Below are 21,231 nucleotides of genomic sequence, written 5' to 3' on the forward strand. Positions count from 1 at the left end.
CCTTGAAAGCGGTGCGCCTCCACGATGCTGGGGATTTGCGGGTCGAAGCGATCGACCCGCCATCGGCCCCACCCCGCGGCTTCGTCAATGTGGAGGTTCGCGCCGCCGGCATCTGCGGCTCCGACCTGCACAATTACCGCACCGGCCAGTGGATCAGCAGACGCCCCTCGACGGCAGGCCACGAGTTCTGCGGTCGCGTGACCGATGTCGGCGAAGGTGTCGAGCATCTTCAGGTCGGCGACTACGTGGCGGCCGACTCGCGCGTCTACTGTGGCACCTGCCCGGCCTGCATGTCGGGCCGCAGCAACATATGCGAGGCGCTGGGCTTCGTCGGCGAAGCATGCGAAGGCGGTTTTGCCGAGCATGTGCAACTCCCGGCCAAGCTGCTCTTCAAGCATGAACCATCGCTCGCACCCAAGGTCGCGGCTATGGCCGAGCCGCTCGCCGTCGCTCTGCATGCCGTGAGACGCCTCAACGCGACACAGGGTGACGCTGTTCTCGTCATCGGTTGCGGCACGATCGGCGGCTTGAGCGGTCTGCTGCTCTCGAAGCTTCACAAAGGCAAGCTGCTGTTCGCCGATACCAATGCCGAGCGCGCCGCGCTGGTCGCGCGCATCTGCGGCGGGGCGGCGGTCGGTCTGGACAAAGCCGCGATCGATGCCGCGCTGAACGGCGAACGGCTGCGCTATGCCATCGATGCGACGGGCAACGTTCACGCGATTGCCGCCGGCCTCGATCTGCTTGCCGGTGGCGGCGCCTTGGCGCTTGTGGGCATCAGCCATGGCAAGCTGGATCTCGACCCGAACATCCTGGTGGAACGGGAAATATCGCTGGTCGGCTGCCACGCTTTCGCATCCGAGCTGCCGGAAGCGATCGCCCTGCTGCCCGAGCTGGCGCCCGCGCTCATCGAATTCAGCGAGGTTCTGGCATCGCTCGACGACGTGCCGGATGCCTATCAGCGGCTGCTCAAAGGCCAGAGCCAGAAACTTAAGACCATCGTCGAGATCGCGGATTGAGGTTCGCCACGCGATAGCCGTTTACGAGAAGGAACTGGAGAGTTTGTCATTGAGTGCACTTTCGGATTCGGCATCGCCGCTCTACGAGAAGGTCAAGGACTTCGTGCTCGCGAACATCGGCAGCGGCAAGTGGGCGCAGAATGCCCGGCTGCCCTCCGAAAACGACCTCGTAAATTCGCTGGGCGTCTCCCGTATGACCGTCCACCGTGCGCTGCGCGAACTCACCGCGGAGGGCCATCTTCGCAGGGTCCAGGGCGTCGGCACCTTTGTCGCGCCGCCCAAGGCGCAGTCGACGCTGATCGAGGTCAGCAACATCATCAACGAGATCCGGGATCGCGGCGGCAAGCACCGCGCCGGTGTCATCCTGCTCGAGCGCGTCGAGCATCCCGCCCCCGCCATTGTCCGCGCATTCGAATTCGATCGGACCAAGCCCGTCGACCACTCGCTCGTCGTGCATTTCGAAAATGACATTCCGGTGCAGTTGGAGGAGCGGTATGTGAACCCCGCGCTCGTTCCGCATTATCTCGATCAGGACTTCACCTCGATCGCGACGCTGGAATATCTGCAGCGCTGCACGCCGCTGACCGAAGTCGAACACCTGATCAGCGCGCTACCAGCAGGCCCGGAGCAGGCGCGGCTGCTGCAGATGCCCGAGCGCGACAGCTGCCTCGTTCTTCACCGCAAGACCTGGACTGGCGCCACGGTCGCGACCGTCAATACTTTCACCCATGTCGGCAGCCGCTACTCCCTCGGCAGCCGGTATCGCCCAACCCACAAGCCTGCCTGACAACACGCATCAACTCCCAGCTTATTCGAGAAGCGCATTTCATGACCCAGACCAAGAGCCGAACCGCCATTATTCGCGATCACGCCAAGAAGCGCGATGGCATGGCCGAGACACTTCTCGCCGAGTTGCTTTTCGATCTGTTCGAGCTCGATGCGCGGAACCTCGCGATCAATTTCGACCAGTACAGTCTGAACTCGCTGAACGGCTTCTTCGAAAGCGGCGAGGAGAAATACTTCTTCAAATTCCACCAGGAGGAAGGCGAGGAGAAGATGGGCGGCGAGTATTACCGCGCGGATATCCTGACACGCGCGGGCCTTCCCGTCGATCAGCCCGTGATGATGTCGACCCTGCCGGGCGAACAGATCCTCGTCTATAAACGTCGCTTCGACCCCAGGTTCTCAGACGTGCTGCGCGCCATCGATCTCGAGCCGGATGCCGGCGCGGCCGCTGAGGCGGTGGATGCCGAACGCAAACTCAGCGAGGCGGTGCTGAAGGTCTATCTTGAGACATTGCACCCGGTGACGCCGGAACAGGTGGCGGAGGAGCCCGTGCACCGGCTCTTTTCCGCCCGTCTCGTCAGCGAACCCGGCGCTACATTCCCGGGTGGCCGATACGAGAGCTTCTACATCGGCAAGCGTTTCGCCTTCCCCGGCGTTTCGCTCGATTGGAACGAATTCGCGGCGGCGCGTTTCGTCATCAACGGCATTGCCTATGAAAAGACGGTCGGCGAGCTGTTTGACGATGCGCACAAGCGGCTCGCGCCGCTTCGCCTTGCCGATGCCGGCGGCGTCACCGCCCATGGCGATGCCCACAACGCGAACGTCTGGTACCGCAAGAGCGAAAACGGCGCCTCACTCTCCTTCTTCGACCCCGCTTTCGCCGGCGAGAACATTCCGACTTTGCTTGCCGAAGTCAAAACCACCTTCCACAACATCTTCGCCCACCCACTCTGGCTCTACGAGCCTGATCTTGCCGAGCAGAGATTCGAAGCCCGTGCGCGCTGTGAAAATGGCACGCTGCATGCCGATTTCGATTGGCAGCCAAGCCCGGTCCGCCAGGCCCTTCTCGACGCCAAGGCGACAGCGCTGTGGAAGCCGTTGCTTACGGAGCTGAAGAGTCGAGCGCTGCTTCCACAGGATTGGCGAACGGTGATCCGGCTCGGGCTCTTCCTCTGCCCGACGCTGGTCATGAACCTTCGCGCCGGCGCGGCCACGCATAATCCGACCTCCTCGCTGATCGGCTTTTCAACCGCCGTGATGGTGGGCAGCGAGCCAAGGGAAGGCTCGGATATCGTGACCCGGTTCCTCGACGCGATCGATCCGGAGCATGCGTGAGATGAGAGCTTTCAAACATCACGAATTCGCCAGGACGCGACATCGGCGATTGCCGAAATCGTCATGCGCATTCATAGAGGGGTAGACGCCGACGGGGTTTCGAGGCCTCGATCGGCGATACCGCGCAGATTCAGATTTACAAGTTCGGGCAAACAAATGACTATACATAATGCCGTTCAGCCGACTGCCCAAAATATAGGCTGAACATACAAACACACGAATGACGTCTTGGCTTCGAGCTTAGCGAACACATCATCGTAGAAAAGAGGGGTTACCATGACATACGCATCGATCAAGTCTCACATGTCGCGCCTGGCCATTGTCGCCGGCATTATCGGCGCTCTGGTGCAGGCCGGCCCGGCCGCGGCGGCGGATATTCCCGCCAAGCCGGAAGCCGGCACCTTCAAGCTCGGCATCGAGCCGTGGCTCGGTTACGGCCAGTGGCACGTCGCGGCCAGCAAGGGTCTGTTCAAGAAGGCCGGCCTCGAAGAGGTTGAACTCGTCAACTTCACCGAAGACAAGGATCTGAACGCAGCGCTTGCCAGTGGCCAGCTGGACGCAGCCAACATCGCGACCCACACCGCGATGGGCATGGTCGCGGCCGGCCTGCCGGTGAAGATCGTCTCGCTTCTCGATTTCAGCCTGACGGCCGACGCCATCCTCGCGGGCAGCGACATCAACAGCGTCGCCGACCTGAAGGGCAAGAGCGTCGCCTATGAAGAAGGCACGACGAGCGACATCCTGCTCAATTACGCGCTCGCCGCCAACGGCATGACCATCGACGACATCACCCGTGTTCCGATGCCGGCCGCCGATGCTGGCTCCGCTCTGATCGCCGGCCGGGTTCCCGTGGCCGTGACCTACGAGCCGTACATCTCCACCGCACGTGCGCAGGACAAGGCCATCAAGCTTCTCTTCGAAGCCGGCAAGGATCCGGGCCTCGTATCCGACGTGCTGGTTGTTCGCGAAGACGTTCTGAAGTCCAAGCCGGGTCAGGTTCTGGCCATGCTGAAGGCCTGGGACGCGGCGCTCGCCGACTACAAGGCCAACACCGCCGAAGACCGCGCGATCATCGCCAAGGCCGTGGGCGCATCGCCTGAGGATCTCGCAACCGCATTCGACGGCGTGCAATATTACACGACCGCCGAGGCATCCAAGGCCTTCGCCGGCGAATTCAAGACCAAGACCTTCGTCGATGTGCTCAAGGCAGCCAAGCTTGCCAAGATCCTGACCCAGGACGTGACCGCCGAACAGATGATCGATTCGTCCTTCGTCGACGCGGCCAACAAGTAACGCGCTTCTCAAGACGGATCATCCATGTCGGCATCACAATCCTCGTCTGCCAGCACCGACACCCGCGCGTCCTCGCGCGCGGGTGTCGGGCGACCGCCCAGCGCATTCCGCATCGGTGATCCGCTCGGCGCAAAAACGTTCCTCCTGATCGCGGTGTGCGTCTTCGCGCTGCTATTTGCCTTTTGGTGGGCGGCGACCGCGACCGGCTGGGTCAAGCCCATCTTTCTTCCGAGCCCGGGGGCTGTCTGGACCAAGATGGTGGAACTGACGCTCGATGGGACGTTGCTGAACGATGCCGGCATCAGTATCTACAGAATGCTCGTCGGCTTCGCGCTGGCGTCCTTGATGGCGATCCCGATCGGCATCATGATCGGTTGCTACCGCACCTGGGAAGCGGCGATCGAACCGTTCATCGACTTCGTGCGCTACATGCCTGTCGTCGCCTTCGTGCCGCTGACGATCCTGTGGGCCGGAACGAGCGACATCCAGAAATTCGTCATCATCTGGATCGGCACGTTTTTCCAGCAGGTGCTGATGGTGATGGACAGCGTCAAGCGCGTGCCGCCTGACTTCGTCGGGCTTGGGCGAACGCTCGGCCTGTCGGAACCGAAGATCCTCTGGCGCATCGTTCTGCCGTCGTCGCTGCCCGGTATCTGGGACACGCTGAGGATCAGCATGGGCTGGGCCTGGACTTGGCTTGTTCTGGCCGAGCTTGTCGCGGCCACCTCGGGGCTTGGTTACCGCATCGTGGTGTCCCAACGCTATTTCCAGACGCAGACGATCATCGGCTACATCCTGCTTCTTGGCATACTTGGTCTGATCACCGATCAGAGCATGAAGGCTCTCGAGCGTGTTTTCTTCCGTTATACGTCGAGACATTGATATGAATGAACCGAAACTGAAGATCCAATCGCTCAACAAGTGGTACGGATCGGGCAAGCGAAGCGTTCACGCCCTCAGCGATATCGATCTGGAACTGGCGGACAACGAGTTCGTGTCACTGGTCGGCGCTTCCGGCTGCGGCAAGAGCACGCTGCTTTCGATCGTCGCCGGCCTGCAGAAGTTCAATGACGGAGTGCTCTTGACCGATGGCGCGCCGATCGTCGGCCCCGGTCTCGACCGTGGCGTCGTCTTTCAGTCCTACACGCTGCTCCCTTGGCTGACCGCGCAGCAGAACGTCGAGTTCGCCCTTCAGGCGGCGGGCTTGTCGGCTGCCGAGCGCAGGGAAGTCGCGCGACACCATATCAATCTGGTGAAGCTCGACCGTTTCGCCGATGCCTTCCCCTCGCAGCTTTCAGGCGGCATGAAGCAGCGCGTCGCCATCGCGCGCGCGCTGTCCTATCGGCCAAAGATGTTGCTGATGGACGAGCCCTTCGGCGCGCTGGATGCGCTGACGCGCCATCAGATGCAGGAGCTGCTGACGCAAATCTGGGAAGAGCATCGTCTGACAGTGCTGTTCGTCACCCATGACGTCGAGGAGGCGGTCTACTTGTCCGACCGCATCATTTCGATGAGCATCAATCCCGGCCGGATCAACGCCACCTTCCATGTCGGCCTGGCGCGACCGAGACATCAGGACATGATCTCGACCTCGGACTTCATCTCCATCCAGAAGGAAGTGCTCGCGGCGATCCGAGCGGGATCGCAGCAGGACGATGCGCTTTAACCCATAAACCGGCCGACGAGATTGAGCATGATGCGTCCAACATCATTGTCTTCTCCGGGTGCCGGTAGAGCACCGATCCAGGCAACGGAACTGGCGGAAAACACCAATCCGCCAGCCTCGTGCCGGTAGATCGTCATATCCGATCGCCGCATCGCCGTCCGCTCCGCCTCGTCATCGGCAAGCCAAAGGTCCGGGCGGACCTGAAAGCTGTCGTCGAAGCCATCGGCGACCGCCAGCCGGACCAGATTGGCAGGCGTCTCTTCCGAGCGCAGTACCGCATCCACCTCATACCCCGCCGCTCCGCCAAGCACGGTGCCGCTATCGCCGAAGGTCTCACCGACACCCTCGAACAGCCACGCATATTCGGCGGCGTAGCTCCCCTTCAAGCGGCGATAGGGCCTCGATGCGCCGAAGCTCATGATCACATAAGTAACACCAACCAGCGCCTGGGGATGGCGGTTGCCGCGATCTTCCCAGTTTCCGCCCGGCTCGCCCGTCATCGAGAGATGCATCTCTCCCGGCCGCCCGCTCCAGATATCGTTCTTGCCGCGCCGCAGTTCCATCTTGTCGCCGTCGAAAGCGACCACCCAGTAAAAGCCGTTGCCGCCGAGATAGCCGAGACTGCCGCCAGAACCGAGATAGCGATCCAGGCCATTCATCATCGCCGACGACCAGTATTCCGGATGACTGCCCGTCAACACCAGGCTATAGGGCGACAGGCTCGCCAAGCCTTCATCGTGAAGATCCCGATCGGTCAATACGTCGACCGCGATGCCACGCCGCGCGTAGAATCTCAGCAGCTGCAGATCGACCGGGAGCAGATGCGGCGAGTTCGACAGCGGGTAATGATAGTCATCCCTCAGCGTCGCGCGCGGACGCCGGCTCGAGGTCAGGCTGACGCCGCTGAGATCGCTGTGCGTGTCGTAGAGACTGAGGAAATTGTTGTCGATCGCGAACAGGTGGGCGCGGTCGCTGCCATGCCAGGGGTAGCGATGCGGCGGTAGTTGTTCGTCGGCGTAGGCGAGATAGGTGGCGGTCGGCAGCAGCACCGCCACGTTCGATCGCGGCTCGCGTGGGCGCACGAAGAATGGCAGCCTCTCCACTCCGCGATCCGTCCCGATCTCGAGCGCATAGACGCCGGACCGTGCATCCTCGGGGATATTCACGGTCAGATCCGCCGCCCAGTCGAAGCCGCCGAAATCATCGTCGTGCAGATGAATGGCATCGAATTGATCCGAGCACAGACGGGGATCGTGGACCTCGCCGGTAAAGCGCGGCGAGGCGACCGCAAATGTCGGCGCATTGTGAACGATGATCGCCGGGCCGCCTTGCTGCACGGGTGAAATGCTGCCTACCGGGCCACGCCTGGGAAAGCGCCATTCCGTCGTCTGGTCGGCGCTGGTTAGCCGGATGCGGCCGAGTCTGGCATTCAAGGTCCGGCGCGAACGATCCGAGACGCCGCCGATGCAAATCGGTCCGGAGATATCCGCCAGGCCAAGCGGGATCGTGCGTTCCGCTACGACCGGCTGGTCGGCACGCCTGACCTTGAAACCCATCGCGCTCAGCGAAAAAGAGATGTCGAGCTGATACCACCGCTCGTTACGGACATCGGCGACGGGATGGCTTTCACCGTCAACAACGGCAACCAGACCACCATCGGGCACCAGATTCAGGAGCAGCGGACCGATCGCGACGACCGGCTTCGTGCTCTCGTTCCTGGTGAAGAGAATTTCCAGGGACAGCTCGTAGACCTCAGACCGACGAGATACAGCCGGAATCTCGGCCCAGGAGCCGAGATCATATTCGCGGATGGAGAACGCGTTCGAATGCCTCTCAATCTCCCAATCGACCTCGAGCGCTTCGTCGCGATCAAGCGTGACGACCCTGACGCTCGCATTCGGATCGGTGCAGGAAAGAAAGGCGCCCGTGGCGGAACCGGCCTTCACGCTCCAGGGTTCGATGAACCCCACGGCAGCCATTGCGTCGTGGTTCAATCGATTTCGCATGCCGATACCCCATGTTCCTGAATCGGGGCATCGGTCCGATGGCAACCCAGTTCTCATGCGGAATTTTGTCTATACATCTCAGCGCGGTCAAGCGCGGTGACAGCCGAGATATTCTCGCGATGCGTACCAGACCGACAGATTCTGGCCTGTTAACGACGCGGGCAATAGGCTATGAGCGCCTTGGTCGTATTCGCTTTCCCCGATGCGACCGAAACTTCAGCCTCGCACTCCGCGGGGCTTTTTCTTTGTCCGCCGTTCGCTCGCCAAGAGGTGGACAACCCGTTCAGCGCATTGAACTTTTTATCTCCCTAATGCACGATATGCACAATGCGAGGGAGACTCACATAATGCGTTCAGGCTTGGGGACGATCACGATCGTCGACGACGGGCATAACGGCCATGTTGCCTACGAAATGACCGAGAAAGACGGTCTCTTGTTTGCCGGCGAAGAATTGCTGCGGCGGGCGAAGGCCGCCAAGCGCGTTACTTTCCGACCGCTTGCCGCCGCGACCGAACACCGAATCCGCATCGGAAGCGTCGATGCGAGTTGCGCCAATTTCCTGATAGTGACCTGATCGGTCTACGTTGCCACGCCGGCAGGACCAGTGAAGCCCGACGATCTTATTGCCTGGAGAAGGCAAGCTCCGCGAAATCGTAGACGCGCGCGAATGCGGCATCCGCCCCGGCGATGAGCGCCCGTTCCTCTTCAGCGCTCAGATCGACTCCATCGAGCGCCGCGGTGAATATACGCCAATGCAGGCCACGCCCTTCGGGCGCTCCGGCGAGATGGCGCGCTCCCATATTCTCGTCGAGACCGAGCTTGGCCGCGTATTTCAGAAGAAAGGCCGCGCCGAGATTGGAGCCTTCGATCACGTAGAGCCATCCCAAAGCCTCCGCAATCGCGACCTTGTCTCCGCTGGCGAATGTCGGAACACTCTCAGTTTGCGGCGTGTCTAGGCCGAGATCGGCAAAGTCCTGCTCGATGAGCGCCAGTCTCCGGCGGCCGGCCAGATCCGGAAGCAGGGCATCGAGTTGCTCGTTGAAGAACAAGGCATCGAGATCCCGGTGAAACAGGTATTGCATGTGCAGGAGGCGAGCGTAGCTCTGCCTGTCGGCGAAGGGATTGACCTGCATGATACGCTTGTCCAGACGCTCATGCGCTGCGTGTGTTGCGGCCTTCAGTCGCTGGGTGCGCGTTTCCTCGGTCACCGGCAAGATTTCAGTCGCAATCGACATTCAATTCAGTCCCTTCACTCAAATCCTGATCTTCGGTCAGTTCCGGCATTCACGCTTCGGCGAAAAGGCGATGATAACGACAATGCTGGCCGGTCGCGCCTAGCGCCTCGTGGCCACGGCGCGCTCGACGGCCGACTTCAAATCCATTTCGGAATAGGGTTTCCGCAACAGAACCGCCTTGGGCGGCGCGCCGGCCGGCAGACTGTGCTCCCCTGTCGCGAACACGACGGCGATGTCAGGATGCTCGCGGAGCACGGCCGCGGCAAGATCGACGCCGTTGACATCGGGCAACCCGATATCCGCCATCAGCACGTCGATCTCGTTGGCCCGCAGAAACTCGAGTGCCTCCGCTCCATCCGCCGCTTCCGTCACCTGATGCGCCATGTCGAGCAGCATTTCGGCCGTGTTCGAGCGGATCAGGAAGTCGTCCTCGACGAGCAGAATACGCACGCCGACTGCCGCCACGGGCTGGTCGATCGGCGCCGCGCTTCGCGGCGAGGACACCTGGCTGATCTGCTTCTGGTTCGCGATGACGTGACGAAGCCGGCGCGCCAGCGCCTCCCTCGTATAGGGCTTCGATAGCAACTCGACGCCGGGGTCCAGCCTTCCCCCATGAACGATCGAGTTCTCTGTGTAGCCCGAGGTGAAGAGCACGGCCACGCCGGGCAGCCGCTCCTTGGCGCGCCGTGCCATCTCGCTGCTTTTCAGCGGTCCGGGCATGACGACGTCGGTGAAGATCACGTCGATCTGCATGCCGCTTTCGATGACGTTCAATCCGGCCTGCGCATCCTTGGCGGTCAGAACGCTGTAGCCGAGATCGGACAGTGTCTCGACGACGATCGAACGCACTTCCTCGTCATCCTCGACCACCAGCACCGTTTCCGTACCGCCAACCACCGGCCCGCCGTGCACGGTTACCTCGCGGTCCTCGTCAGCGACAGAACGCGGCAGGTAGATGCGCACCGTCGTTCCCTGATCGATTTCGCTGTAGATCTTCACATGTCCGCCCGATTGCTTGACGAAGCCGTAGACCATGGAAAGCCCGAGCCCGGTCCCCTTGCCTTCGGGCTTAGTCGAGAAGAACGGCTCGAACACCTTGTTCAATATGTCCGGCGACATGCCCGTTCCGGTATCGGTGACCGCGAGCATGACATACTGGCCAGGCATGACCTCCTGATGGGTGCGCGCATATTCCTGGTCTAGCGCCGCGTTGCCCATCTCGATCGTCAGCTTACCGGAACCGTTCATCGCGTCGCGCGCGTTGATGGCAAGGTTGAGCAGCGCGTTTTCCACCTGCGTGGGGTCGGCATAGGTGTTCCATAGCCCGCCGCTGGTGATCACCTCGATTTCGACCGCTTCTCCAAGCGAACGCCGCAGCAGGTCGTCCATTCCGCCGATGAAGCGCGCGATATTGATAACCCGAGGCTCCAGCGCCTGGCGGCGGCCGAAGGCGAGCAGCTGGCTGGCAAGCTTCGCGCCGCGATTGACGCCGGCCAGCGCATTGGCCAGACGCCGCTCCGCCCGCTCGTTGCCCATCAGATCCTTCGACAGGAGTTGCAGGTTGCCGGAGACGACCTGCAGCAGATTGTTGAAATCATGCGCCACGCCGCCCGTCAGCTGGCCGATTGCTTCCATCTTCTGCGCCTGCTGCAGGGCGCGCTCGGTCTGGTGGCGCTCGGCGATCTCGGCCTCGACCCTCGCCTCGAGGCTTTCGTTCAGCTGTCGCAACTGCTCTTCCGCCCGCACGCGGTGGCGAACCTGCCGCTCAAGGCTGGTGGCGTGGTCCTGAAGGCTGGCCTCGGCCTCGCGCTGCTCGGTGATGTCTGTGTGAACGCCGACCCATTCCTCGATCTCACCGGAAGCGTCGAAGATCGGCACGCCGCGAATGGCGAAGGTTCGATAGACGCCGTCGGCGCGCCGAACCCTGTGTTCGTGGACATAGGTCGCCTTCGCGGCGACCGCGGCCTTCCAGCTCTCGACCGAGCCGTCCTTGTCGTCCGGATGAACGGCCTCCGCCCAGCCATAATCCTGATAGCTCTCGAAGGGCTGCCCGGTCAGTGCGGACCATGCCGGCTGCTCACCCAGCATGCGTCCGTCGGCGGCGTTCGTCCAGATCACGCCGTGGACGGCGTTCACCGCCGCGCGGAAGCGGCCATTGCTCCGCTGCAAGGCGACTTCGGATCGCTTGCGATCCTCGATATCGATCATCACGACGTAGATGCCGTCGATCTCGCCGGTCGATGTGCGCCGGGGCACGTAGCGTATCTCGACATTGCGATGCGCCCCATCCGGCCGGACAATGGACGTGTCGGTAATGATACGGTCGCCCGCCATCGCCTGCTCGACCAGGGAAAGACGTGCCTGGTAGCTCGTCTGACCGATCACCTCGGATACGTGCTTGCCGACGACGTCGGCTGCGTCGAGGCCGAACCATTCCATGTAGCCCTGGTTGGCGAAACGGTAGACATGGCCGCGATCAATGAAGCCGACGAGGATGGGAAGCGCATCCGTCAGCCGCTTCAGCTCCTCGCGGCTGTCCGCGAGCTCGGCCACCGCCTTCACCTTGTCGGTGTTTTCAAGCACCGTGCAGAGGACACCGTTCACCTTGCCGTCGTCGTCATAGATCGGCGTGTAGAACAGGTCGAAGACGACTTCTTCCGGCACCCCGTGGCGATGCAGCACCATCGTCTGGTCTCGGTAGGACTGGACCTCGCCGCGAAAGCCGGCCTCGAGAATCTTGCTGTTCCAGTCCCAGATCTCCGGCCAGATGCCGGGGACAGTCGCGCCGAGCGCGCGTGGATGGTAGCTGCCGGCAATCTCCACGTAGCCGTCATTATAGATCATCACATGATCGTCGCCCCACATCAGCACCTGCGGGATGGGCGAATTGACGATCGAATTGACCTTGATTCTCAGGTTCTGCGGCCACTCGCTGATCGGGCCAAGCGAGGTTGCCGCCCAATCGAAACCGCGAACAAGTTCTCCGGTTTCGCCGCCGCCGATGGGCCAATGGCCGGACGTGAACTGATATGTCATAAAGCCACCAAGTGAACCAGAAATTCTCCTGTTTCATAGGCGACAGGATTGGTCCTGTCCATGGCGAGCGGCCAGAACAAGTGGCCGGACAGGCATCGATACGAAGAAGGCGAGACAACGGCCGCCGGCGTTGCAATTCGGTTGTCGCGCGCAGAAAAAAGAAACGCGACGCGATCACCCGCTTTTTCATTTAAGTTGACGCTGCTATGGGAGCATGATGTCGTCCGTTAGAACGAGGAAACAGGCGAGATGAGCGATAACGTCATCCAGTTCCGCAAGCCCGCGCCGCAAAAGACCCCGAAGCCGCCACGCCCATGGCTGCGCAAACTGATCTCGATCGTCGCGGTGATCGCGGCCTTTGTCGCGGCCTGGATCTACTTCACGGTCGCCGGCTGATCTGGCCATTGCGCGCGTCGCATGCGTGAAGCGGCCGCATGGAAGCGATAACGGCCGGAGAACGGGACAACCCGTTCTCCGGCCGTTTTCACGATCAGAGTAGACTTACCACTTCTTGGCAAGCTTGAAGGTGAAGGTGCGGGCATCGCCGTAGCCGCAAGCGCCGGCCGTACGGCAAGCCTCGACATACTGCTTGTCGAACAGGTTGGTGACGTTGAGCGATGCCATCCAGTTTTCCTTTTCGTAGCGGATGGCCGCGTCGAACACGGTCGATTCAGGAACGCGAAGCGTGTTGGCTTCGTCCGCCCAGGAACGGCCCTTGTGGCGAAGGCCGGCTCCGAGGCTGAGCCCTTCAAGCGCGCCGTTCGTCACCGTGTAATCGACCCACATGGACGCCGTGTAATCGGGAACGACATAAGGCGTCTTGCCGATCAGGCCGGGGTTCGGGTCATTCTGGACAACGGTGACATCGGTCGCGGCGAAGGCGCCGAGCAGCTTCCAGTTATCGTCGATATTGACCTTGGCCTCCAGTTCGAAGCCCTTCGATTCCACTTCGCCAAGCTGGTCCGTCCACGGAGCGACCGGGATCGAAACCGAGTTGTTGCGCTTGTTGATGCGGAAGACGGAGGCGGTGAAGGACGCATCCATGAAGGTGGGCTCGTACTTGATGCCGGCTTCATACTGTTCGCCCTCTTCCGGCTTGAGCGGACCATGTCCACCACGGCCGACCATCGGGTTGAAGAAGGTCGATGCGCTGGCATAAGGCGTCAGCCCGTTGTCGAACTCGTAGGCGAGGCCGGCGCGGCCGCTCCAGGCGCCGTCGGATTCGTCGAAGCTGTTGGACGAATCCAGCCGATCCTTGAAGTCGGTGTTGACGTAATCGTAGCGGCCGTTGAGCGTTGCCAGCCATCCGTTGCCGAAACGGACCTGATCCTGAGCATAGACGCCCAGCTGATTCATTCTGACGTCTTCGCTGTAAAGCGCTCCGGGTGTCGGCTGTGTCTGGCCATAAATCGGGTTCAGCACGTCAAGATTGCCGTTGTAGGGCTGGGCCGGATCGCCGGCGCCGAAGACGGAGTTCTGCACGTTGTCGATGCTGTACAGACGGTAATCGACACCAAACATCACCTTGTGCTCGGTGGCGCCAAGGTCGAACGTGTTTTCGATGCGATTGTCCCAGGCCAATGTGCCAACCGAGGTGTCGCCCTCGAAGTTCAGGCGCTGGAGCTCGGTCTGGCTGGCATAGAGCGAGGGATAGACAAGGAACTCGTATTTGTCGAGACGACCGTAGCGGGCATTCGACGAGTATTTCCAGCCGCCTTCGAACTCGCGCTCGAACTCATAGCCAATCATCTGCTGATCGTAACGGCCGGTGTCCAGATCCGGTTCACCAGGGAAGAAGCGGCGCGAGATCTTGCCGATACCCGGCCGGTCGACGACCGTACCCTCATAAGGCAGGAAGCCGTTGCCCGTATGGGTCTGATCCAGACCACCGGCATAGGCCCAAACGGTCAGGCTCGTGGTGTCATCCGGCGAAATGGTGAGCTGCGGCATGACGAAGCCGCGCAGATCACGAGTGTAATCGGTGTAGCCATCGCCTCCGGCGATCTTGCCGGTCAGCCGATAGGTCATGGTGTCGCTCGATCCGACCTTGTCGGAGAAGTCGAAACCCGTGAAGGCGTTGCCGTTCGAGTTGATGCCGATCTCGGTATAGTAGAGCGGATCGTCGGTCGGGCGCTTGCGGACCATGTCGATAATGCCACCGGCATTGGCGCCGCCGTAGAGAACCGAGGCCGGCCCCTTCAGGACATCGACACGCTCGAGCATGAAGGGATCGATCTGGAAATTGCCGAACCCGTAGGAAAACAGGTTGAGATTATCGAGATAGACGCCGCTCTGTCCGGCATCGAAGCCACGGACGTAGAACCAATCGGTATCCGGATCGGTGCCGAAGGTCTGCGTGGCGACGCCTGCCGTATAACGCAGAGCCTCGTCGACCTTGTTGACAACGCCACGATCGTCGAGCTCCTGGCGGCCGATAACGGAGACAGCCTGCGGAATTTCCTTCAGCGGCGTATCGGTCTTCGAACCAGCCGTCGTCTTCTTGGCGACATAGCCCTTGACGGGGCCCGTGCCGGTTGCTTCGCTGGAGCCATCGGCCGAATTGCCGGAGCCCTGAATGACGACCGGTTTCAGCTCGGTCGCGTCCTGCGCGATAGCGAACGTGGCGCTCGCACCAAAGATGGCGACGCCCGCCAAAAGCCTTGCCCTGAAGATCACGCGGTCTGCTCTCACACCCATGTTTACTGTCACCCTACTCACGCCACCGCCATCCCAACGACCGGCCAACTCAAAGAATAAGCTGAGTGATTAACTCAGTTTTAACGGTTCAGCTTGTCCCGATCGCGGACGAATTGAATGTTTTTGGGCAATTTTTCGCGGCGCGGCCAAACGCTCAAATGGTGTGTCGTTCAGGCAACGCGGGCTTTCTTCCACGTGGCAGGTGTCGTTCCGACATTCTTTCGGAACACGCGTGTGAAATGCGCCTGATCGGAGAAGCCGGTTTCCGCCGCGATGACCATCAGCGACTGGTCGCCATGAAGCAGAAGCTGCTTTGCGCGTTCCAGCCGGGCGTTCATCTGCCATTGGTGCGGCGCCAGGCCTGTGGAAGCCTTGAAGGCATGGCTGAAGTGGGATTGCGAGAGCCCCGCCAGTGTCGCAAGCTCTTCAAGCCGGATATTGCGCATGCAGTTTTCGCTGATGAACTCCGTTGCCTTGCGTAGTTGCCAGGCGGCAAGCTTGCTGCGCTTGCGGGGCTCGGCCTTCCCAAGCTTCATGACATCGATGATCAGCGCCAGCGCGAGACCATCGCCATAGAGATCGTGCAACGGCGCCGGGTTCATGCATTCGGCGGCGATCATGCGCGACAGCGTCAGCACGCGATCATCGGAAAACAGCAACCGTGCGCTCGTCAACCGGTCCCGATCAAGCTCCTCCATCAACCGGCGCGCCACGATCTCGGCGTCGAAATGCAGATCCAGATGACGAAGAAACTGGACATTCTTCAGATCGGCCCAGAGCTCCATGCCCGCCGGCACATAGGAGATCGGCTGGTTTTCGCCATCCTCCGCGGCGTCGGCGCCCTTCGAGGTCAGCTTCATCGTCGAACGGCCGGCTCCGTTCATATCGAGCAGAACGAAAAGCCGGGGGTCATTCGAGACATAGTAACCACCGGCATAGGGCGCGCATTCGACATCCCAGACGTCCGCGACGATGCCGTTCCATGATCGCCTGTGAAGGCCGCCGACAACGGAGAAACCTTCGATCTTGTTCTGCATGCGAGGCTGAAATGTCATGGATAGGATGCGCACTATACCTTCTTAAGAAAGTCATGTTTAAGGCAAGCGCTACGATAAGGCAATCCTGCGTTAAAAAAGCACGCCATGTTTCAAGGACAGTTGTGGTTTCAAGGGCCGTGCGGGTAGGCTCACCCCTTGCGGATGGAACCACGCCAGATCAGTTCGGCCTTCAACGTGATCGAGTGGGCCTCTTCCGGTTCGTCCTCATGGCCGCCGGCAAGCCATTTCACGGCCTGTGAGGCAATCGCCATGACCGGCTGCGCGAATGTCGTGAGGTCGAAGGATGACCACGACGCCTGTTCGATGTCATCGAAGCCCGCGACGCAGAGCTGGTCCGGGATGGACAGCCCGAACTGATGGCGTGCCGCATCCATGAAACCGCAGGCGAGCAGATCGGTGGCGCAGAACACGCCATCGGGCCGTTCGGCGCGCGTCAGCATGCGTTGTGCAAGCACCCTTCCCGCCTCGTACCCCGTCGATCCGTAGCGTTCGACGACGACCTCGAGACCGAGCTTTTCCGCGGCGGCGATGAAGCCGCGCTCGCGACCCATCAGGCTCGGCGTCCTCGCTTCGGAATTGGCGAATGCGAGCGTCCGGCACCCGGTGCGGACGAATGCGGTGGCGATCCGACCGCCGGACTCGTAGTCGTCGAGATTGATCTTCAACGTGCCCGGCTGATCGTCATCGCGATTGATCAGCACCAGACGCTGGCCGCTGCGAAGGCAAAGCTGGGTGATGGACTTATCCGGCAGGCCGGAGAGAATGATCGAGGCGTCCGCCCGGTAGCGAATGGCCTGCTGCAACGCGCGATCGACACTGCCATCCGAGCGGTCGGTGTTGACGAACATCGCGACCTTGCCGGCATTCTGCAGTTGGATGGTCAGTTCCCGCAAAAGCGCCGAGCGATACGGCGTCGCAACGTCGGAGACGATCAGGCAGACGATGCCGCTCTCGTTGCGCATCAGACCGCGGGCCAGATGATTGACGTGATAGCCGAGCGCTTCGGCCGCTTCCAGCACTCGCCTGCGGGTGTCGGCCGAAACGCTGGCGCCCGGCGTGAAGGTTCGCGATACCGCCGAACGCGATACCCCTGCCCTCTCGGCAACTTCCTGTGCGCTCACGAATAATTTAGACGGCATGACGATCCCTTTGTTGCACGCACTTTTGCATCGACTTGCACTTGCGTGCAATCCGCAATGACCTCGGCCAATATGAAGTTTTCATGACGATTATTGACATCCGGCTTGGCGAAGTGTTCGTTTTGCACGCGCTTGCAAGTATGCCTGCGGCGGCCTTCCCGGCTGCAGCACCTTGCGACCGCGAGTTTCAGCGGCTGTTTCCAGCCATCGTTTCCAACAAAGGACATGTTGCGATGACATTGCGCGTTATTCCAGGGCTCGAAGCACGTCTCGCCCTTGCCGAAGCCGTTGCCCGCGAGGCGGGCGCCGTGGCGCTCGACTATTTCAAGCGCCGGGAAACGCTCATTGTCGAAACGAAGCGCGATCCGCAGGACGTCGTGTCGATTGCCGACAGGGAGGTTGAAAACCTGATCCGCGCGCGGTTCGCGGAAGTCTATCCCGGCGATGGCGTTCTCGGCGAGGAATATGGCCTGACCCCGGGCACCTCGGGCTTCACATGGGTCATCGACCCGATCGACGGAACAAGCCCTTTCGTCAACGGCATGCCGAACTGGTGCGTATCCATCGCCCTGCTGCACGACGACGTGCCTGTTGTCGGCGTCATCGCCTCGCCCTGCCACGACGAGCTCTACGCCGCCGCGCTCGGCATGGGAGCCACCCTGAACGGCAAGCGGCTCGAGCTCAGCCCCAAGCGCAACATCCGCAACGCCGTGACCGGCATCGGCGCGAACAGCCACGTCTCGCCCGCCACGGTCGCCAGGATGGTCGAGGAACTGCTGGGAGCGGGCGGTAATTTCATCCGCAACGGGTCCGGCGCGCTCATGCTCGCCTATGTCGCGGCCGGCCGTCTCGTCGGATATTACGAACCCTATATGCACGCGTGGGATTGCCTGGCAGGATACTGCCTGGTCAAGGAAGCAGGCGGCTGGTTCCACCCCTTCCCGACCAACGGCGAGGGGCTGACCAAGGGCGCGAAGGTGCTTGCCGCGGGCCCGGCGCCATTGACGATCTTCGCAGGATAGCAGGCGTGTAACACGCCCCTCCCTCGGTCGGCTGAAGTTCAAGGCGCGACATCGCGCCTCTCGTCCCGCGCGGCTTTGCAACCTATATACATGCGGAGATGTCGGTGATCAGTACCGGCTGAACGGAGACATGTATGAGCCGAGATCCGTACGAGCTTCTGGGCGTCAAGAAGGACGCTACGCAAAAAGAGATCCAGAGCGCGTTCCGCAAGCTCGCCAAGAAGCTGCACCCCGACCTGAACCCCGGCGACAAGAAGGCCGAAGACCGGTTCAAGGAGATCTCGGCGGCTTATGAGATCGTCGGCGACGAGGACAAGCGCAAGCGCTTCGACAGAGGCGAGATCGACATGACGGGCGCGGAACAGGCGCAGCGCAACTATTATCGCGACTACGCCTCGCAGGCCGGCGCCGGCGGCCGCTACCAGAACAATGCCGGGTTCGCCGACTTCGGCGACAGCGACGACATATTTTCGAGCTTCTTCTCCGGACGCGGACGCGGCGGCGGGCAATTCCGCTCGCAGGGGCAGAACCGGCAATATTCCATGGAGGTCGACTTTCTCGACGCCATCAATGGCACCAAGACGCAGATACGCCTGCCGGACGGCCCCGCGCTCGATTTGCAGATCCCGGCAGGAACCCGCGACGGCCAGACGCTGCGCCTGAAGGGCAAGGGCGAGCCCGGGATCGGCGGCGGTCCGCCGGGTGACGCGCTGGTCGAAATCCGCGTTCGCCCGCATAAGTTCTATGTGCGCGATGGCGACGATATCCGCCTCGATCTGCCGATATCGCTGCCCGAGGCGGTGCTCGGCGGCAAGGTGCGCGTGCCGACGCCATCCGGCGCGGTCAATCTCACGCTGCCCGCCAATTCCAGCACCGGGAAGATATTGCGCCTGAAGGGCAAGGGCGCGCCGAAGCGCGGCGGCGGCGCCGGCGATATCTATGTGTCACTGAAAGTCGTCTTGCCGGATGGACCGGAGCCGAAGCTTGCCGAATTCATGAGCACGTGGGTGCCGGCCAATCCGCAGAATCCGAGAAAGGGCATGGAGGAGTAGCCATGAATGATCTTGAATTCCGCCGAACCCTGAAGATCGACGTCACCGTGGTGGACGTGTGGGTCGCGCAGGGCTGGTTGATCCCCGAAGCTCACGACGGCGATCGTGAATTTCGCGACGACGATGTCGCGCGGGCGCGGCTGATCCTCGACCTCACCCGGGATATGGGCGTCAACGACGCCGGTGTCGATCTCATCATGGATCTCGTCGATCAGATACACGGTCTGCGCGGCACACTGCGCGACATGCTCGGCGCCATGGAGCAGCAAGACGACGACGTTCGCCGCCGGCTGCGCCGCAAGCTCGACACGCTTTCGTCGGCGCACGTCGGTTAGGCATCTGCGGGCGGAGCCCGCGATCGGACAAGGCAAGGAGACCCGACTTGAGCAACGATGACGGCCGTCATGACGCTGATCATTCCCACATCGACTGGCGCGAGAACGGCGTCAAAGTCATCCCCGGCGATGCGCTCGACCCAAACACCGCTCAGACACCGGGAATGAACCGCGCGACCGCGATCAACCACGCCCGCGCCGGCGCTGAGAAGATCTGGGCCGGCACGGTGACCATTCACGCCAACGCGAAGACCGGCGCGCACCATCACGGAGATCTCGAGAGCATCATCTATGTCGTGAAGGGTAAGGCGCGCATGCGCTGGGGCGACAATCTCGAATTTACCGCCGAGGCTGGGCCAGGCGACTTCATTTTCGTGCCGCCTTACGTGCCGCATCAGGAGATCAATGCGAGCCAAAACGAGACGCTGGAATGCGTCCTCGTTCGCTCCGGGCAGGACCCTGTCGTCGTCAATCTCGATATCGAACCGGTTGAAAAGCCGGAACACGTCCGGTGGATCGATCCGATACACAAATAATCCACTCTCGGTAGTGCGCTAATGAAGAATTGATCGTTGATCGCGTCCGAAATTTTCGACGAATGTCCCCTTGGCCGCGCATGCATCGGAACATCGCGGCTCGCGCGCTAAGTTTGCGAAAAAAGATAGCCGGCTTCACGACATTCTGTTGGCACTTTACGTCAAAATCGTTGACCAGCAGGGGCTGCCGCAGGTACGCGCGAACAAATCCAGGCCACAACAATAAGTTCGGATGGCACTAATCCAATCTTTGATCCGCAGCGTACACCGCTTTGTTATCGCCTGGACAGCCAATCGAAAAGCGGCTCCAGGTGGATATCACGGCCTTCGATGCAAATCTCAAAATCCGGCGATTTATCTACCGGAAGATGTATATGAGCCTCGCTTGACCGAAATGAACCGAAATGCTTACTTATGATTGCATTCGACGTCACGCAAATTTGCTGATCTACAGGCTTTTTCAGTTGAAAGTCAGGCTATTCAGGCAGATGAGTTGGCGGGAATAAAAATGAACGGCACAATTGATCCGTTCAAATATCTTGGTAAGGTTGCCGCAGGGAATAATAAGCACGCCGCAACTGGCGTTAGAAGGATAAGGCCATGAAAGAAGCTCCGCATACCGTTGACGTACACGTCGGCAAGACGATCCGCATCAAGCGCTTGATGCGCAAGGTTTCGCAGACCGAACTCGGCGACCGCGTCGGCGTCACGTTCCAGCAGATTCAGAAGTATGAAAAAGGCTCGAACCGCGTTTCGGCAAGCATGCTGGTCGAAATCGCCGGCGCGCTCGATGTCGATGTTCGCTCCTTCTTCGAAGATATTTCGGCCAATGCCAACGACAATCCGACGCCGAGCGACGAATTCGTCGTCTCGCGCGATGGCGTGCTGCTCAACGCTGCTTTCCTGTCGATCAAGAACGAACAGGTCCGCAAGAAGATCGTCAAGCTGGTGCAGGCAATTGCCGGCATGGAGCAGATCGAAAGCGAAGCCGCCGAGTAAAGCGGCTTTCGCGGATCCA

The 21,231-nt window shown here is 61.2% G+C and carries 18 protein-coding genes and 1 pseudogene; 13 read left to right on the forward strand and 6 right to left on the reverse strand.

The window, feature by feature from the left end; all coding sequences use genetic code 11:
• The first annotated feature begins 2 nt into the window (after positions 1 to 2).
• From P3R82_RS04080 to P3R82_RS04105, 6 genes are all read left to right on the forward strand, one after another.
• Complete coding sequence (locus tag P3R82_RS04080; RefSeq protein ID WP_283193102.1) at positions 3 to 1,016, forward strand: alcohol dehydrogenase catalytic domain-containing protein; 1,014 nt, start codon at positions 3 to 5, stop codon at positions 1,014 to 1,016.
• A gap of 49 nt (positions 1,017 to 1,065) precedes the next feature.
• Positions 1,066 to 1,803: a histidine utilization repressor gene (hutC, locus tag P3R82_RS04085; protein ID WP_283193103.1), complete on the forward strand. Its 738-nt coding sequence runs from the start codon at positions 1,066 to 1,068 to the stop codon at positions 1,801 to 1,803.
• Positions 1,804 to 1,844: 41 nt separating this feature from the next.
• Positions 1,845 to 3,137, forward strand: a complete 1,293-nt coding sequence (locus P3R82_RS04090) for a hypothetical protein (RefSeq protein WP_283193104.1) — start codon at positions 1,845 to 1,847, stop codon at positions 3,135 to 3,137.
• Between the two features lie 276 nt (positions 3,138 to 3,413).
• Complete coding sequence (locus P3R82_RS04095) at positions 3,414 to 4,430, forward strand: ABC transporter substrate-binding protein (protein WP_283193105.1); 1,017 nt, start codon at positions 3,414 to 3,416, stop codon at positions 4,428 to 4,430.
• 24 nt (positions 4,431 to 4,454) lie between these two features.
• Positions 4,455 to 5,312, forward strand: coding sequence for an ABC transporter permease (locus P3R82_RS04100; protein ID WP_047504508.1), 858 nt, complete (start codon positions 4,455 to 4,457; stop codon positions 5,310 to 5,312).
• Between the two features lies 1 nt (position 5,313).
• Entirely contained in the window at positions 5,314 to 6,096 is a 783-nt protein-coding gene (locus P3R82_RS04105) for an ABC transporter ATP-binding protein (protein WP_183898423.1), read from the forward strand.
• On the opposite strand, the gene P3R82_RS04110 is transcribed toward P3R82_RS04105, so the two are convergent.
• Positions 6,093 to 8,102, reverse strand: a complete 2,010-nt coding sequence (locus P3R82_RS04110; protein WP_283193106.1) for a N,N-dimethylformamidase beta subunit family domain-containing protein — start codon at positions 8,100 to 8,102, stop codon at positions 6,093 to 6,095. The genes P3R82_RS04105 and P3R82_RS04110 overlap by 4 nt on opposite strands.
• An 11-nt stretch (positions 8,103 to 8,113) precedes the next feature.
• On the opposite strand from P3R82_RS04110, the gene P3R82_RS04115 reads away from it, so the two are divergent.
• Positions 8,114 to 8,677 (forward strand): hypothetical protein, encoded by a 564-nt coding sequence (locus P3R82_RS04115; protein ID WP_283193107.1) that lies wholly within the window; start codon positions 8,114 to 8,116, stop codon positions 8,675 to 8,677.
• A 46-nt stretch (positions 8,678 to 8,723) separates the two neighbouring features.
• Here P3R82_RS04115 and P3R82_RS04120 read toward each other — a convergent pair whose 3' ends face one another.
• Entirely contained in the window at positions 8,724 to 9,338 is a 615-nt protein-coding gene (locus P3R82_RS04120) for a biliverdin-producing heme oxygenase (RefSeq protein ID WP_283193108.1), read from the reverse strand.
• A 99-nt stretch (positions 9,339 to 9,437) separates the two neighbouring features.
• Positions 9,438 to 12,374, reverse strand: a complete 2,937-nt coding sequence (locus tag P3R82_RS04125; protein ID WP_283193109.1) for a PAS domain-containing protein — start codon at positions 12,372 to 12,374, stop codon at positions 9,438 to 9,440.
• Positions 12,375 to 12,623: 249 nt separating this feature from the next.
• Between P3R82_RS04125 and P3R82_RS04130 the strand changes: the two genes are divergently transcribed.
• Positions 12,624 to 12,770: a hypothetical protein gene (locus P3R82_RS04130; RefSeq protein WP_283193110.1), complete on the forward strand. Its 147-nt coding sequence runs from the start codon at positions 12,624 to 12,626 to the stop codon at positions 12,768 to 12,770.
• 105 nt (positions 12,771 to 12,875) lie between these two features.
• Here the strand turns inward: P3R82_RS04130 and P3R82_RS04135 are convergent, their stop codons facing one another.
• From P3R82_RS04135 to P3R82_RS04145, 3 genes are all read right to left on the reverse strand, one after another.
• The gene (locus tag P3R82_RS04135; RefSeq protein WP_283193111.1) at positions 12,876 to 15,071 is read right to left on the reverse strand and encodes a TonB-dependent siderophore receptor; all 2,196 of its coding nucleotides are present in this window, start codon (positions 15,069 to 15,071) and stop codon (positions 12,876 to 12,878) included.
• A 170-nt stretch (positions 15,072 to 15,241) separates the two neighbouring features.
• A complete protein-coding gene (locus P3R82_RS04140) occupies positions 15,242 to 16,126 on the reverse strand; it encodes an AraC family transcriptional regulator (RefSeq protein WP_283193112.1) in 885 nt (294 codons plus the stop codon).
• A gap of 131 nt (positions 16,127 to 16,257) precedes the next feature.
• A complete protein-coding gene (locus tag P3R82_RS04145) occupies positions 16,258 to 17,268 on the reverse strand; it encodes a substrate-binding domain-containing protein (RefSeq protein WP_283193113.1) in 1,011 nt (336 codons plus the stop codon).
• A 233-nt stretch (positions 17,269 to 17,501) separates the two neighbouring features.
• Between P3R82_RS04145 and P3R82_RS04150 the strand changes: the two are divergent.
• From P3R82_RS04150 to P3R82_RS04170, 5 genes and pseudogenes are all read left to right on the forward strand, one after another.
• Positions 17,502 to 18,301 (forward strand): annotated as a pseudogene (locus tag P3R82_RS04150) (inositol monophosphatase family protein).
• A gap of 123 nt (positions 18,302 to 18,424) precedes the next feature.
• Positions 18,425 to 19,342, forward strand: a complete 918-nt coding sequence (locus P3R82_RS04155; RefSeq protein ID WP_283193114.1) for a J domain-containing protein — start codon at positions 18,425 to 18,427, stop codon at positions 19,340 to 19,342.
• A gap of 2 nt (positions 19,343 to 19,344) precedes the next feature.
• Positions 19,345 to 19,677, forward strand: a complete 333-nt coding sequence (locus tag P3R82_RS04160) for a chaperone modulator CbpM (protein ID WP_183898433.1) — start codon at positions 19,345 to 19,347, stop codon at positions 19,675 to 19,677.
• A 47-nt stretch (positions 19,678 to 19,724) separates the two neighbouring features.
• Positions 19,725 to 20,213, forward strand: a complete 489-nt coding sequence (locus P3R82_RS04165; RefSeq protein WP_283193115.1) for a cupin domain-containing protein — start codon at positions 19,725 to 19,727, stop codon at positions 20,211 to 20,213.
• Positions 20,214 to 20,813: 600 nt separating this feature from the next.
• Complete coding sequence (locus tag P3R82_RS04170; RefSeq protein WP_018896782.1) at positions 20,814 to 21,212, forward strand: helix-turn-helix transcriptional regulator; 399 nt, start codon at positions 20,814 to 20,816, stop codon at positions 21,210 to 21,212.
• Positions 21,213 to 21,231: the final 19 nt, after the last annotated feature.

Origin of the sequence: Rhizobium sp. AN80A, assembly GCF_030053015.1 — a bacterium.
Taxonomy (GTDB): domain Bacteria; phylum Pseudomonadota; class Alphaproteobacteria; order Rhizobiales; family Rhizobiaceae; genus Rhizobium; species Rhizobium metallidurans.

What these genes read in the sequence shown, in the direction of transcription:
- P3R82_RS04090 (WP_283193104.1), top strand. Translation starts at nt 1,845, where the DNA reads ATGACCCAGACCAAGAGCCGAACCGCCATTATTCGCGATCACGCCAAG.
- P3R82_RS04095 (WP_283193105.1), top strand. Translation starts at nt 3,414, where the DNA reads ATGACATACGCATCGATCAAGTCTCACATGTCGCGCCTGGCCATTGTC.
- P3R82_RS04100 (WP_047504508.1), top strand. Translation starts at nt 4,455, where the DNA reads ATGTCGGCATCACAATCCTCGTCTGCCAGCACCGACACCCGCGCGTCC.
- P3R82_RS04105 (WP_183898423.1), top strand. Translation starts at nt 5,314, where the DNA reads ATGAATGAACCGAAACTGAAGATCCAATCGCTCAACAAGTGGTACGGA.
- P3R82_RS04110 (WP_283193106.1), bottom strand. Translation starts at nt 8,102, where the DNA reads ATGCGAAATCGATTGAACCACGACGCAATGGCTGCCGTGGGGTTCATC.
- P3R82_RS04115 (WP_283193107.1), top strand. Translation starts at nt 8,114, where the DNA reads ATGTTCCTGAATCGGGGCATCGGTCCGATGGCAACCCAGTTCTCATGC.
- P3R82_RS04120 (WP_283193108.1), bottom strand. Translation starts at nt 9,338, where the DNA reads ATGTCGATTGCGACTGAAATCTTGCCGGTGACCGAGGAAACGCGCACC.
- P3R82_RS04125 (WP_283193109.1), bottom strand. Translation starts at nt 12,374, where the DNA reads ATGACATATCAGTTCACGTCCGGCCATTGGCCCATCGGCGGCGGCGAA.
- P3R82_RS04130 (WP_283193110.1), top strand. Translation starts at nt 12,624, where the DNA reads ATGAGCGATAACGTCATCCAGTTCCGCAAGCCCGCGCCGCAAAAGACC.
- P3R82_RS04135 (WP_283193111.1), bottom strand. Translation starts at nt 15,071, where the DNA reads ATGGGTGTGAGAGCAGACCGCGTGATCTTCAGGGCAAGGCTTTTGGCG.
- P3R82_RS04140 (WP_283193112.1), bottom strand. Translation starts at nt 16,126, where the DNA reads ATGACATTTCAGCCTCGCATGCAGAACAAGATCGAAGGTTTCTCCGTT.
- P3R82_RS04145 (WP_283193113.1), bottom strand. Translation starts at nt 17,268, where the DNA reads ATGCCGTCTAAATTATTCGTGAGCGCACAGGAAGTTGCCGAGAGGGCA.
- P3R82_RS04155 (WP_283193114.1), top strand. Translation starts at nt 18,425, where the DNA reads ATGAGCCGAGATCCGTACGAGCTTCTGGGCGTCAAGAAGGACGCTACG.
- P3R82_RS04160 (WP_183898433.1), top strand. Translation starts at nt 19,345, where the DNA reads ATGAATGATCTTGAATTCCGCCGAACCCTGAAGATCGACGTCACCGTG.
- P3R82_RS04170 (WP_018896782.1), top strand. Translation starts at nt 20,814, where the DNA reads ATGAAAGAAGCTCCGCATACCGTTGACGTACACGTCGGCAAGACGATC.